The sequence below is a fragment of the Enterovibrio coralii genome (genome assembly GCF_001559595.1).
Taxonomy (GTDB): Bacteria; Pseudomonadota; Gammaproteobacteria; order Enterobacterales; family Vibrionaceae; genus Enterovibrio; species Enterovibrio coralii.
Genome location: NZ_LNTY01000034.1, coordinates 162,408 through 176,059 on the forward strand (window position 1 = coordinate 162,408; position 13,652 = coordinate 176,059).

A 13,652-nucleotide genomic window follows, 5' to 3' on the forward strand; every position below is an offset into this window, starting at 1 on the left:
GAAAATGGATAAGGCTGGAGTATTCCAGCCTTCTTTTTAGTTAGGAACAAACATCTGTATGTGGAAAGAGTTAGTCATCGCCCTCGGGCTAGTTATTGGACTCAGTGGGTGTGCGCAGTCACCGCAGGAATCGTTGGCCGATGCTGAAACCAATGAAGAGTTTGATATCGCCCACCCCAATGACCCCTTTGAAGGGTTCAACCGTGCAATGTGGGCAATCAACTACGACTATCTCGACCCGTATATCGCCCGTCCCGTCTCTCTTGCTTACGTGAATTACGTGCCAAGTTTCGCGCGCACAGGTATATCAAACTTTATCAGCAACCTTGAAGAACCCGCGAGCATGGTGAATAGCCTCATTATGCTGGAAGGCGAAGAGGCACTGACCCACTTTAATCGTTTCTGGATTAACACCGTGTTCGGTGTGGCAGGTCTTGTCGATATTGCATCTGCAGCGGATATTCAAAAGCTAGATGAGCGTCAGTTTGGTGATGCGATGGGATACTACGACATCGGACAAGGGCCATACTTTATGATCCCTGTTTACGGACCGTTGACGATTCGCGAGGGCGTCGGTGATGTTGTTGATGACCTTTACCCACCGCTGTCTTTGCTAACATTCCCACAAGCTATCTTGAAGTGGGCGTTTGATGGTATGGAAAGCCGAGCCGCTTTAGTTCCACAAGAAGCTATCTTGGAAGCATCGCCTGATCCTTATGCTTTCACACGAGACGCATATCTGCAAAACAAAGCATTTAGAGCTCAAGGCAGTGATGCAGTTGTCGAAGACAACCTCGACGAAGACGATTTCGATGAAGCCTTGTTAGATGAAATCGACGATTACTAGCGTAGAAAACGGACAAATAAAAACGCCACCCAATGGGTGGCGTTTTTGATTCTTGGGAACGAAGATTGAGCTTAGAAGCGGTAAGTCGCTTGAACGCCTGCCAGCCAAACGTTGCCGGTTACTTGACCTTCAAGTCCACCGCCGATCAAAGCAGAAAGAGCATCAGAAGGGTCACGTGGTTCTGAGAACGAAGCATCCTTCGCAAAAATGTAAGTGAAACCTGCGTCAAACGTCAGCTCTTCGCTCCATTGATAGCCCGCACCAACACTCAACCAAGTACGATCTGTCTCAGGGATGGTCGCTGTGCGGTATTTATCATCTACTGCTGCTGTATCGAAAGCAACACCTGAACGTAGAGCAAGTTTGTCATCGACTTGGTAAGTAGCACCTAGAGCAAAACGGTAGTTATCTTTCCAGTTTTCTAGCTTCACATCTTGTGGGGTAGAGAACTGTGGGATATCTGCTTTCAGCTCTTTAAAGCTGCTCCAATCTGTCCAGTTGATGCTTGCGTGCATAGCAAGCTTATCGGTGATTTGATGGAAAGAAGCGATTTCAGCCGTTGCTGGCAAAGCCAAATCCATTGAACCCGCATAACTAGGCTTCTTATAGGCACCAGCAACTTTATCAAAGCCCACGCCTTCAGCGTGACCTTCTAGCGTCAAGTTAACTTCTGACTTATAGGCAAAACCTAAACGGTTGTTGTCGTTAATTTGCCAAGTCGCGCCTGCTTGCCATCCCCAAGAAATATCGTCGCCAGCCATGTATTTGAGTGTGGTGCCTTGTGGCGCACCAACAAGGTTCTTTTCTGGCATTGTGGCACCAAAGCTGCCATCTGCCATAACGACACGTAAGCCAGCACCCAGACTAATAGCGGGAGCAATTTTGTAAGCAGCATTGAAATTGGCTTCTTTAGAGATGATGCTTGCTTTGTTACCAAAGTGAGAGCCGCCAAAATCAGTTCCCAAGTCAGTTTCCATGCCGTAGTTCGTACCAAAGGCTACACCAAGTGCAAGTTGCTCATTCACTTGATGGGAAAAGTAGAAGTTAGGGATAACAGCAGCGTGAGCAAAGTCTTCAGATGAAACTTGATGTGGCTCATGGTGGTAGAAACTTACTTCACCATTAACATCAATATTTGGGTCTACATAAATTGCGCCAACTGAAACCTGAGTACCTTCTAGGTCGGTCAACAGAGCAGGGTTACGCCATTGTGAGCTCGCATTGTCTGCCATTGCAGCTTCACCTGCGTACGCGCGACCAAGACCGGTTGCTGAGTACTCTGCAAGTTGGAAGCCAGCTGCGTTTACTGCTATTGAAGAAAGAGAGCCTAATGCCGCAGCAATGGCTAGCGGTAAGTATTTGTTCTTGTTCATAGTCATTTGATTGAGTTTTTGGAGGCGTATAGAGTACTGAGCAAAAACTCTAAATCAATTTTGACACCCATTGAGAGTATATTTTTAGATGTTTCATCCTGTAAACATAGTTTGTGTGGATATAAATTCTGTGAAAATGGTCTGAATTTACATGTGTACGCTGAATTTCAGCGTACACATGTAATAAAATAAGTGGAATATAGCGCACCAATGTACGCTGAAATGTGGGCTAAATTGGAGCTCTAGAAGATAAGTCTTCGAAATTCAGCGAACAAAAAAGGGAGCTAAGCTCCCTTTTTCTAACCTAACTTTAGCCGTTATTAGAAACTGCGGCTGTACTGCAGGCCCATCAGGATTGCGTTTGCTTGAGTGGTTGCAGTAATCGAAGATAGATCTTTACCACCAAATGGGTTCGGAGTGCTTTCAGATACTGAAACTTCTTCGCCCATCAGGTAAGTGAAACCGAAATCGATTGAAGACTTCTGGTCCAGATGGTATGTCAGGCCAGCAGACAGCCACTGACGGTCTGAGTCCGGCACCGAAATTGATGTAATTTGGTCTTGAGCACTGGTGTCGTACATGTAACCTGCGCGCAACGTCCAATCGTTGTTCAGGTAGTAAGTACCACCGATGCTGTAGTGCCAACCATCTTGCCAACCGTACTGTTTGTCATATGACCCACTCAATACAGACCCTTGCAGGTTGTCGAAGCTGATTTGGTCGAAAGCACCCCAGCCGATATATTGAACGCTGTAGTGAACAGCGAACTTAGTATCCTGGATTTTATGGTAACCAGAGAATTCAGCAATGTCTGGCAGTGGCAGAGTGATTTTCTGACCTTTGTCATCCTCTGCTTCGAATTCTGGGCTATAACGGTAAGAGAAGCCAAAACGGTTGTTTTCGTCCAGTTCGAACACAGTACCTACGTTGAAACCAACGGCAAAGCCTGTTGCACCATCTACGTCTAGCAGAGGCTTGCCAGCAAGCTGAGGTAGTTGACTTCCGATAATTGAGCCAATCACGCTGTTAGGCTCGCGTTTCATCGTTCCCTGACCGTAGATCAGATCAATACCTGCACCGAAGCTCCATTGTTCGTTTAGACGGTATGAACCCGCTAAGCCAAGGTTGAAGCTCTTAACATCAGTTAGACCACCATATTCAGTAGCATGGTAGTCACTTGCAAACTCAGTCTTAGTACCAAAATTCGAGTAAGCGTTGATACCTACAGCGAATTTCTCGTTGATTGGATGAATGAAATGCACATTTGGTGCAATTGATGTACCGCCGACATCATCGATATTATCAACTGAAACTGGGTTTTGTAGCTTTTCAGGGAACTGCTGACAAACGGCACCGCAGTACTTAGCATCTTTAACTTCAATCATGGTTGTGACAGTTTCAAAACCGATTGAGAACGCATTTTCGCCGAACAGTGCCATTGCCGCAGGGTTACGTGCCATTACTGCTGCGTTATCTGCGATAACAGCATCACCTGCGAACGCACGGCCGATACCCGTTGCTGATTGGGCATTCAATTGGAAGCCAGCAGCCAGTGCTGACGTAGAACTCGCTGCAACAGCAATTGCCACTGCTGAGCGGATAAACAGACGCTTCTTATTCATAATGTGAATTAATCCGATGGAATTTCTAATATTTATTTATTTTTTAGTGCTTTTCGAAAAGCTGGGCGGATTCTATTGTGAAGGCTGTTAATTGGAAATCTGACCAGTTACGAGACATTGTTCTGAAAATGCAACTATCTGCGTCAATATGGCGTAACTTAAAGGAAAAACGGGGAGCATCTGCTCCCCGTCAATTTGTAATGAAGTGTGTATTTGCGGCGTTTATGCTTTTTGGTTTAAGTGCTTTGTCAGCTCTTCCAAGACAGGCATGATGTCTGAGCCTTCCTTGCCTACCACAATGACACTGCTGTCGTTGGCTGGCATTGAAACAGCTTCCATGTTTCCATCAGTATATTTCTCCATCGCTGGAGACTGCTGTGGAACCACAAACACCGTGTAATCTTCGCCATTGTCAGCTTTTAAAACCATATGCACAGCATGTCGGTCATCGAAGCTGCAGTGGTTTAGGTAAGAGACTTGCCCAGGTAGCGTGCCATTAAACGTTTTACCTAACGGCAGAAGCTTGGCGTTGACTTGCTGCAACGTTGCCCCTTCAAACGCATCCTTGGTAAACCCTTCTTCGTGGTAGTAATGCTCAAGCGCAATCTGACCAAGATTTGGACTAGTTGGAGCCGTTGGTAGTGTCTGCCAATTAAATTGACCAAGCATAATACCGAACACAAAGGCAACGGACGCAGCGATAGCAAGGTGGAATCGAGGCTTACGATTCTCCCTGATCACATCACTGGTTTGTTTAAACAACACTTTATCGACAAGATCTTCTGGCACATCAACACGCAGAGCCTGATCGATCATCACATCCAGTTGCTCTAGCTCCGCCGCCAATTTTTGGTTAGCGGGTGATTCTTGCTTAGCGGCAGAAAGTGCCGGATCTCTGTCTTGAGGATCCGCCAATAAACGGCGGCGAAATTCAAGCTCGTCCATTTTGCGCTCCCCTTTGAGGTTGAGTTTGATTATCCATGTATTCTTTTAATTGGTTTCTGGCGCGGAACAGTCTCGTCATCACTGTATTTTTATTCAGATCGAGAATTTCAGCGATTTCTTCACCACTAAAACCAGCCAACACCTGAAGCACTAGCGGCTCTCGGTATTCAGGAGCTAGACGCATTATCTGCTTGTGAAGCCATTGCTGTTCTACCGAGGCTTCTTCGTTAGGCTGAGTATTGTCTGCCACCTGATGGTCATCAATATCTACCAATTCGAGCTGCTTGCGCTCAAATCGACGTGCATTTTCTCGGCGAAGAATGGTGATCAGCCATGCTTTCGCAGCGTTGTCATCTTGAAGGCTATCGAGCGAGCGCCAAGCACGCAGACAAGTTTCCTGCACTAAATCCTCTGCGACGTGCTGATCTTTCGTCAGCCAATACGCATAGCGATATAGGTCTCTGTGCCAGGCTCTCACGAGCGCTTCGTATCGTCTTTGCTTTTCCATATCCTTAGAGACCTGGGAAGCTGACGTTTTCTTTCCAAAAAAATTTAAAACCATTCTGGTCTTCCTGAAAGTCTGGTTTTTTCTGATGTTGAGCAACGATTTACGTCATTACATCACTCATGATAATGAATTGCGTTTCAAATGTGAGTGAATAAGGTGCCTTTAAGATCACATTTCTAATATTGAGACTGAGGGAAGGGTAGAGGCTTAACGCAACAATATTCATATAAATCTAGCTAATTCTGGGCAAATACGCGCTGTTTCTCCATGAATAGTCCCTTCGCGCGACAGAATCGAACATAAAATTGATCTGCTTCAAAAATGCTTCCCTTTCAATGGGTATAGTAAGCACTGTCATCTGGTGGCGCGCCCATTTTGTTTGTTGGTTTACCAAACAGTTTGAGAACGACACCGTGTTGAGCAAGATGACAAACTTCCTTTTTGAAGGCTGACTTTACTTTCTCCTCAGGTCTTTGGGCCTGATTTGCAATTGGCTTTACGACAATTGAATTGAATACGTGATTGCTTTCCACATACGTTACCACACCGATTCGGTGTGGTTTTTTTTTGCCTGCTCCTACGCCTCTCTCTTTTTCACCCTATCTTTTTCAATTGTTCATTGAGTATATCCCCCCGCAACGCGCTTCCTTCGTTTTTGCTTTTGACCTGTTTTCCATCGACCGACGACTGAGGAATTTTCAAAAATGTCGGTACGGTCTATTTTTGCTTTATCGAATTGATTAAAACGCACGTTTAAATTTGGTAACAAATTGGTTACACTTTTCTGGTCTGACCTCTAACAAGCAAGGAGCAGCAATGAACTCTCCCCAAAACCTGACAACCCGTCAGGGAGAACGCATCGCCGTCGTCGCAGGATTGCGTACCCCGTTTGCGCGGCAGTCAACTGCGTATGCAGATGTACCCGCCGTCGATCTAGGAAAAATGGTGGTGAGCGAGATGCTCAATCGAACCGCCATTGACCCGACGTTGATTGACCAACTTGTGTTTGGCCAAGTTGTGCAAATGCCAGAAGCACCGAATATTGCACGCGAGATTGTGCTCGGCACAGGTATGAATATTCATACTGACGCTTATAGCGTTAGTCGCGCCTGTGCGACCAGTTTCCAATCTGTCGTGAATGTGACAGAAAGCATCATGGCCGGTGCAGTAGACATCGGTATAGCGGGTGGGGCGGACTCGTCGTCAGTTTTACCCATTGGTGTTTCCAAAAAGATGGCGGCGACCTTGCTGGCGTTGAGCAAAGCCAAAACCATGAGCAAGCGCCTCAAGCTGCTTTCCAAATTATCATTGAAAGATTTGGCTCCAGTGCCACCCGCTGTGGCGGAATACTCCACTGGCCTTAGCATGGGGCAAACCGCCGAGCAAATGGCGAAATCACATCACATCAGCCGTGAAGACCAAGATGCATTAGCACACCGTTCGCATAGCCTTGCTGCTAAAGCATGGGCTGATGGTTTGGTGCGCGATGAAGTGATGACGGCGTTTCCAGAACCCTTCAAGCAGTGGATTGATAAAGACAACAATGTCCGAGAAGACTCCACGCTTGAAAGTTACGCCAAGTTGCGTCCAGCGTTTGATCGTAAGCATGGCACTGTTACCGCTGCAAACAGTACACCTCTGACCGACGGTGCCGCAGCAGTGATGTTAATGCGTGAAGGCCGGGCGAAAGAGTTGGGGGTGGTGCCTTTGGGTTACATCCGTTCCTACGCATTTGCGGCAATTCAAGTTGAGCACGACATGCTGATGGGCCCGTCATATGCGACGCCGATGGCATTGGATCGCGCAGGTATCACGCTTAACGATTTGACCTTAATTGACATGCATGAAGCGTTTGCTGCTCAAGCACTGGCAAACGTAAAAATGTTCGGTTCGAAAACCTTCGCAGAGCAGAAACTGGGGCGTAGCAGTGCAATCGGTGAAATCGACATGGACAAGTTCAATGTTCTTGGCGGCTCCATTGCTTACGGACACCCCTTTGCTGCAACGGGGGCACGTATGATCACACAAACATTAAATGAGCTTCGTCGTCGTGGCGGTGGCTTAGCGTTGAACACAGCGTGTGCTGCAGGTGGCCTTGGTGCTGCAATGATTTTGGAGGTGGAGTAATGAACGAGCAAACCCCATCAACAGGCTCTGTTTTTTCGCTTCGCCATGGCGATAACGGCATTGCATGGTTGAGTATTGATGTACCCGGCGAGAGCATGAATACGCTGCAAGCGAGCTTCGTCGATGAAATTGGTGCCATTTTGACGGAGCTTGAAGGCAACAAAGACATCAAAGGTATGGTGCTTTACTCAGCAAAACCTGACAACTTTGTCGCGGGTGCGGATGTGCGTATGTTAGACGCCTGCGAAACGGCAGAAGATGCACAAGCGATTGCACAAGCTGGTCAGCAACTTTTTACCCGCCTAGAGAAGTTGCCATTTCATGTGGTCGCGGCGATTCATGGCCCTTGCTTAGGCGGCGGTCTTGAGTTGGCTTTGGCTTGTCACAGCCGCGTGGCGACAGACGATGACAAAACCCGAATTGGTCTGCCAGAAGTGCAACTTGGCTTACTACCCGGCTCAGGCGGTACGCAGAGATTACCTCGTTTGATAGGTGTTGCAGGCTCGCTTGATATGATCCTGACGGGTAAACAACTTCGCGCCAAGAAAGCAAAGAAAGTGGGTGTGGTTGATGATGTTGTGACGCACTCAGTCCTACTTAAGGTGGCGGAAGAGCTGGCAGGCAAGAGCAAACCAAAACGTAAAAGCTCATGGCAAGATTGGGCAATGGGCGGCAACGCGCTAGGGCGCTCTGTGGTCTTTGATCAAGCGGCGAAGAAAACCCACGAAAAAACACGTGGTAACTACCCTGCGACCGAGGCCATTTTGGAAGTGATTAAGCATGGCCTTGATAAAGGAGTAGAGAAAGGCTTGGCTCTCGAAGCGAAACGCTTTGGCGAGTTGGTGATGACCAAGGAATCTGCAGCCCTTCGCAGCTTGTTCTTTGCGACAACGGCAATGAAAAAAGAAACCGGTGCGGAAGCAGAGCCTCGCGAAGTGACGGGCGTTGCAGTGCTCGGTGGTGGCTTGATGGGCGCGGGTATTGCCAATGTTTCAGCGACCAAAGCTAACCTGCCGGTGCGCGTAAAAGACGTCAGCAACGACGGTCTTCTCAATGCGATGAACTACAGCTACAAGTTACTCGATAAGAAACGCAAACGCCGCATCATCTCCAAAGCTGAGCTTCAGGCGCAGATGGCACGCATCAGTGGCTCAACGGATTATTCCGGTATGAACCGCTGCAACGTGGTTGTCGAAGCCGTATTTGAAGACTTGTCCCTTAAGCACAACATGGTGGAAGAGGTAGAAGGTGCGCTGGCGGAAAATACCATTTTTGCCACCAATACCTCCTCACTGCCTATCCACCAAATTGCGGAAGGTGCAAAGCGTCCTGAAAATATCGTCGGTCTTCATTACTTCAGTCCAGTCGACAAGATGCCGCTGGTGGAGGTCATTCCTCACGCGGGTACATCGGAAGAAACCGTGGCTACGGTGGTGAAGCTTGCTAAAAAGCAAGGTAAAACGCCGATTGTGGTTGCCGACAAAGCGGGATTCTATGTTAATCGCATTCTGGCACCTTACATGAACGAAGCCGCGACCACGCTACTGGCTGGCGAGTCGGTGGAACATATCGACAATGCCTTGTTGGATTTCGGCTTCCCAGTGGGGCCTGTTACGCTCTTGGATGAAGTGGGCATCGATATTGGGGCGAAGATCAGCCCAATTCTGCTCAATGAGCTGGGTGAGCGTTTCCGCGCCCCAGACATGTTCGATGTAATGCTTAATGACGGCCGCAAAGGACGCAAGAGTGGAAAGGGCTTCTTCACCTACAACGGCAAGAAGAAAGAAGTGGATAAACGCGTTTACGGCTTATTGGGTGTTGAACTCAAAAGTCAGCTTTCAGGCCACGAACTGGCTATGCGCTGTGTATTGATGATGCTCAATGAAGCCGCGCGTTGTTTGGATGAAGGTGTCGTGAAATCTGCGCGTGATGGTGACATTGGTGCTGTATTTGGTATTGGCTTCCCGCCGTTCTTGGGCGGTCCATTCCGATACATGGACCAAATTGGTGTTAAGCGTGTGGTGGAGCTGCTCGAACAGCATGAGGCTAAGTATGGCGACCGATTTGCGCCGTGTGATCGCTTGAAGGCAATGGCATCAGAAGGTGTCGCTTTTTACGAGTAAGCCTTGGTGTATTCAAACAAATAAAAACCCGGCGTCATTGCCGGGTTTTCTTTTTTCTGTTCGTTAAGAAATATAGCGCAGTCGAGCTCTACTATCGCTCCAAGCGATTGCGGCGAAACTCGGTAACAGACGTGATTTCGTTCGTGCCTTCCAGTGAGCATTGATCGGGGTGGGCGAGGCCGCAACTGTGCATAACCAAACGGTCTGAGGTGCGTGGTTTCAGTTTCTCAACCACAAACTTCACCATGTCTGCGCGGTCCATTTGCTTGATGGCATCTGCGACTTTACGACGTTGCTCAAAATGAACATCTTTATTGCCGATACTTATCCAATAGCGTTGACCGCGAGCACGTAAGTTAGCATCCGGTTCTTCAATTTGCGCTATCAAACCTTGTTTACTGGCTTGCCACTGCGCTTCGTTAAGCTCTAGCAATACCAAGAAGAATGCATTCAAGAAATCATCGATCGCTTCCATCAGCTTGGAAGGGCCAGCCTGCGGCGATTGAACATAGAAAATCAAACCAGGATGGCGGTTAAGCGGCATGTTGCCTGAACCCACCATGTAACCCAGTTGCTGTTTAGTTCTGAGCTCATTAAAGAAAATCGCCGACATCAAATGCTGGGCAAAGGTGTACATGGCGACATCTTGTGGTTCGGTCGTGTGGCTTTGGTAATACACCAGGACCGCGGAATCTTGCTGATCGCTGCTTAGGTGGTATGACGCGCTACCAGCATTGTTCAAAAGCACCAGTGGGCGCGTGGACTCTTGATAGCGTTGGTCATGCACACGTAGAGCTTGTTTGATGGATTCGGCAAGTTCCAGTGTTTGCGCCTTTTGCCAGTTGCCATACACGAACATTTCCACGTGAAGTTCAGACATTACGCGATTAACAAAGTCAGGCAACGCAGACACTTGGAGCGGTTCCAATGCCTTTATCAGCTGTTCGTACGGCGGATTATTAGGCTGCAAAATGCCCGTCATCGCGTTGTACAAACGGCTGATAGGTTTGTTTTGGGTGGCATTCTTCCAACCGCGAAGCAGTTGGGTTTTGATTATGTCAAAACGATCGGGGTTGAAATCGCGTTTGGCAAAGCGTTCCAGCACCAAATCAAGCAGCAGCGGCAGCTTCTCATTGAAACCGCTGAGTTTGAGTGTCACCCCCCTTGATGGGCATAAAGGTTGTAGCTCAGGCCAGCGACTTCAGCGGGATAGGCCGTTTCATTAATGGCTTCTAGCAACATCTCAACGCTGACGCGCGTTTTGACGATGTTCTCCACGGAGGAGACCGCATGTGGACTGTCTATCGCCACATAGATAACACCTTTTGGCACACGATAGACCGTGTCTTGAAGGTGCCATAGTCTAAATCCTGGCAGCTCCTGGATGAGCTGAGGCTTCTCTTTGTCCGGGGCTTCGAGTAGCGCGGGATCTAACTCGTAGCTGATGAACGGGTTTTGATCTGGCAATGACAGCGCAGACGATATGAGTGGAGAACGCCACTTATCGAGCTGCTTTTCGGTAAAGGGTTTGACGCTGTATGGCGTGTCATACCATTTGGCGATGCGATCGTACTTACCGCCTTTGGCAATGAGCGTCAGGCGAAGATTGTCTGGCGTCAGGTAGCCGAGCATTTTTCTGATCAGGCTTTCATCAAATGCCTGCATCATGTAATCGCCATAAAGCACATCATCAGCATCATAGTGTTGCAAGTTGAGCACCAGGTGGCTGACGGTATCGAGCGGTCTCAGTGGTTCTTGGTAGCGAAACGCCATTTCCTGAACAGCACGCTTTTCCGCATATCGCCACTCGGCGAGCCCCGTGTCGCGAATAAGCTTAATCGCCTGAAAGATATACATGACGATGCTGTCGATTTTTGACAGACCCACTTCGGTCAGCCCAACACTGACAGTGAACTCGCGAAAGTTAGAGCCACTGATGCCGCCGCCGGCAGAAAGATTATTGATGTACCCTTTGTTTTTTAGCAGCGACATCACGCTGCCTGCACCTTCGTAGCCCAAAAGATGGGCGATGTACGAAAGCGGTTTTATTTTGTAGAACTCGTCGGTTGACGGCATGGCAAACGCCAGCGTCAATTTGCGTACGTCTTTGAGCGGTTCAATGGCAATGAATTGCTGTAACTGTGCCTTTTCAGTAAAAGCTACTTCTGGAATAAAGGGCGGCAAGTTGTGGTTTGGAATGCTGCCAAACGCGTCATTGGCTAGGCTTTCAAGATCATCAAGCGTGAAAGGCCCAATAACCGCGGCTGTCATTAAATTGGCACTGTAGTGATGCTTATAAAACGCTACCAGTTCATCACGGACACTGCTGCCTTCTCTGTCTTCCAACGTATCCGCACTACCCACCGAAAATTTGGAAAAAGGGTGGTTGGGATTGATGGTCTCTTTTTGCACTTGGTAGATGCGTCTTACATCATCTTGAAGCTTGAGCTTATATTCGGAGTCAACCGCGTTGCGCTCTTTGTCTACGGCGTCGGCGTTAAACAGCGGCGCGGTAAAAAACTGGCTGAAGCGATCTAACGCTTCTTCAAAATGCGGGTGCTGAATGTCAAAGAAAAACGTGGTGTTCTCTGTACCTGTCCACGCATTATTGCTGCCACCGTGGCGGCTAATAAAAGACTGGAACTCGCCGACAACAGGGTATTTATCTGTGCCAAGAAAAAGCATGTGCTCAAGGAAGTGAGCCAACCCTTCGCGGTCAGATGGATCGCAAAAGTGACCGACGTTAACGGTTAACGCGGCGGCACTGCGCGGCGCTTGTGCGTCTTCGATGAGCAAGACACGTAATCCATTGTCGAGTGTGAGGTGGCGATAGCCACGTTGATCGTTTGGACTGATTTGCACAAAGCACCTCCAGTGATGAGGTCTTAATTATGACTATCTAACCAAACTGAGGCAAACATCTGTGCGCTTTATCGTTCCAGAATGCGCGTTTCGCTGGTAGCATTATTTGGAAACTTTTAAATAAGCAGTATTCCTATGCGAATTTATATCATGCGCCATGGTGAGGCGCAGACCTTTGCCGCCACGGACGAAGAACGCGCGCTCACTGAGCGTGGAGAACAGCAATCGATTGAAATGGCGCGTTGGCTAGCTAACGAATTGCCAGATGGGAAGCTGGATATGGTGCTGGTTAGTCCATATCTTCGTGCGCAACAGACGTGGCAAGGGTGTTCAACCGTCTTGCCTAGCCCTAAACGTGTGCTGACAGAAGAAGGCATTACGCCTTACGGTGACAGCGAGCATGTAGCGTCTTATGTTCGCGCGCTGGCTGATGTGGAAAGCCCTGCATCTATATTGCTGGTATCACATTTACCGCTGGTGGGCTATCTGACTGCTGAGTTTGCGCCAGACATGCAGCCGCCTATGTTCCCAACATCCTCTATCTCATGTGTTGATTTCGACCCAGAAACCGGTGCGAGTGATGTGATGTGGCTTAAAACGCCAAGCCAATTGGAAGACTGCGCCTAACAGCATGAAAAAACGCCCGTGATGGGCGTTTTTTTGTAAGTACGGTTTGATGCTTTTGAGCTTACTTTTCTGGGATCTCAATCAGAACCAGCAAAGCTCCGTCGCCGCCAAACTCTAGAGGAGCTTGGTGGAACGCTAAAACGTCAGGGTGCTGAGCAAGCCAAAGTGGGGTCTTTTGCTTCAAAATGTGCTTGCCAATACCGTGCATCACACACGCACAGCTAATGTCTTCTTTTATGCACGCTGCAATCAACGCACCTAACTCGCGTTTGGCTTCCATCTGCGTCATACCATGCAGATCCAAAAACATATCCGGCACATAAACACCACGACGAAGGCGTTTCACTTCGTACTTAGACACGCCAGTGCGCGCGTATTGTGTTGGGCCATCTTCTTTCAACAGCGGCTCAAACTCATCCGAAAAATAGAATGTATGGTCTCTGACCGTCGAGTCTGACAGCTTCTTCTTAGATTGTTCTGTTGTCTGGCGTCTTGGCGGAGTTATGGTATCCTGCTGCAGTTTTTTAACGCCTTTCACCGCATCGCGGAACAATGAGAAATCATCGTCTGGGATCGGGGTATTCTTGCTCATAAGTCAATTCCAAATACTGATAGCTG

9 protein-coding genes and 1 pseudogene are annotated in these 13,652 nt (G+C 48.3%); 4 read left to right on the top strand and 6 right to left on the bottom strand.

Going from position 1 to position 13,652, the window contains the following annotated elements; all coding sequences use genetic code 11:
* Window positions 1–58 precede the first annotated feature (58 nt).
* Window positions 59–847, top strand: coding sequence for an MlaA family lipoprotein (locus ATN88_RS12105; protein WP_067416020.1), 789 nt, complete (start codon window positions 59–61; stop codon window positions 845–847).
* 71 nt (window positions 848–918) lie between these two features.
* On the opposite strand, the gene ATN88_RS12110 is transcribed toward ATN88_RS12105, so the two are convergent.
* The 4 genes from ATN88_RS12110 to ATN88_RS12125 all read right to left on the bottom strand — a co-directional run bounded on the left by ATN88_RS12110 (window position 919) and on the right by ATN88_RS12125 (window position 5,349).
* The gene (locus tag ATN88_RS12110) at window positions 919–2,220 is read right to left on the bottom strand and encodes an outer membrane protein transport protein (protein WP_067416023.1); all 1,302 of its coding nucleotides are present in this window, start codon (window positions 2,218–2,220) and stop codon (window positions 919–921) included.
* A 320-nt stretch (window positions 2,221–2,540) separates the two neighbouring features.
* Complete coding sequence (locus tag ATN88_RS12115) at window positions 2,541–3,842, bottom strand: outer membrane protein transport protein (RefSeq protein ID WP_067416026.1); 1,302 nt, start codon at window positions 3,840–3,842, stop codon at window positions 2,541–2,543.
* Window positions 3,843–4,064: 222 nt separating this feature from the next.
* Window positions 4,065–4,787 carry a DUF3379 family protein gene (locus tag ATN88_RS12120; protein ID WP_067416030.1) on the bottom strand — a complete coding sequence of 241 codons (723 nt, stop codon included), beginning with the start codon at window positions 4,785–4,787 and terminating at the stop codon, window positions 4,065–4,067.
* Window positions 4,774–5,349: a sigma-70 family RNA polymerase sigma factor gene (locus tag ATN88_RS12125; RefSeq protein ID WP_067416033.1), complete on the bottom strand. Its 576-nt coding sequence runs from the start codon at window positions 5,347–5,349 to the stop codon at window positions 4,774–4,776. Before ATN88_RS12125 ends, ATN88_RS12120 begins: the two co-directional genes overlap by 14 nt.
* A gap of 762 nt (window positions 5,350–6,111) precedes the next feature.
* Between ATN88_RS12125 and fadI the strand changes: the two genes are divergently transcribed.
* Window positions 6,112–7,422, top strand: coding sequence for an acetyl-CoA C-acyltransferase FadI (fadI, locus tag ATN88_RS12135; protein ID WP_067416039.1), 1,311 nt, complete (start codon window positions 6,112–6,114; stop codon window positions 7,420–7,422).
* Window positions 7,422–9,545 carry a fatty acid oxidation complex subunit alpha FadJ gene (gene fadJ, locus ATN88_RS12140; protein WP_067416042.1) on the top strand — a complete coding sequence of 708 codons (2,124 nt, stop codon included), beginning with the start codon at window positions 7,422–7,424 and terminating at the stop codon, window positions 9,543–9,545. Before fadI ends, fadJ begins: the two co-directional genes overlap by 1 nt.
* Before the next feature lie 91 nt (window positions 9,546–9,636).
* Here fadJ and ATN88_RS12145 read toward each other — a convergent pair.
* Window positions 9,637–12,407: pseudogene (locus tag ATN88_RS12145) on the bottom strand (insulinase family protein).
* A 135-nt stretch (window positions 12,408–12,542) separates the two neighbouring features.
* On the opposite strand from ATN88_RS12145, the gene sixA reads away from it, so the two are divergent.
* Window positions 12,543–13,034, top strand: coding sequence for a phosphohistidine phosphatase SixA (sixA, locus tag ATN88_RS12150; protein WP_067416045.1), 492 nt, complete (start codon window positions 12,543–12,545; stop codon window positions 13,032–13,034).
* Window positions 13,035–13,095: 61 nt separating this feature from the next.
* On the opposite strand, the gene smrB is transcribed toward sixA, so the two are convergent.
* Window positions 13,096–13,626 (bottom strand): endonuclease SmrB, encoded by a 531-nt coding sequence (gene smrB, locus ATN88_RS12155; protein ID WP_067416050.1) that lies wholly within the window; start codon window positions 13,624–13,626, stop codon window positions 13,096–13,098.
* Window positions 13,627–13,652 lie beyond the last annotated feature (26 nt).

What these genes read in the sequence shown, in the direction of transcription:
- ATN88_RS12105 (WP_067416020.1), top strand. Translation starts at nt 59, where the DNA reads ATGTGGAAAGAGTTAGTCATCGCCCTCGGGCTAGTTATTGGACTCAGT.
- ATN88_RS12110 (WP_067416023.1), bottom strand. Translation starts at nt 2,220, where the DNA reads ATGAACAAGAACAAATACTTACCGCTAGCCATTGCTGCGGCATTAGGC.
- ATN88_RS12115 (WP_067416026.1), bottom strand. Translation starts at nt 3,842, where the DNA reads ATGAATAAGAAGCGTCTGTTTATCCGCTCAGCAGTGGCAATTGCTGTT.
- ATN88_RS12120 (WP_067416030.1), bottom strand. Translation starts at nt 4,787, where the DNA reads ATGGACGAGCTTGAATTTCGCCGCCGTTTATTGGCGGATCCTCAAGAC.
- ATN88_RS12125 (WP_067416033.1), bottom strand. Translation starts at nt 5,349, where the DNA reads ATGGTTTTAAATTTTTTTGGAAAGAAAACGTCAGCTTCCCAGGTCTCT.
- fadI (WP_067416039.1), top strand. Translation starts at nt 6,112, where the DNA reads ATGAACTCTCCCCAAAACCTGACAACCCGTCAGGGAGAACGCATCGCC.
- fadJ (WP_067416042.1), top strand. Translation starts at nt 7,422, where the DNA reads ATGAACGAGCAAACCCCATCAACAGGCTCTGTTTTTTCGCTTCGCCAT.
- sixA (WP_067416045.1), top strand. Translation starts at nt 12,543, where the DNA reads ATGCGAATTTATATCATGCGCCATGGTGAGGCGCAGACCTTTGCCGCC.
- smrB (WP_067416050.1), bottom strand. Translation starts at nt 13,626, where the DNA reads ATGAGCAAGAATACCCCGATCCCAGACGATGATTTCTCATTGTTCCGC.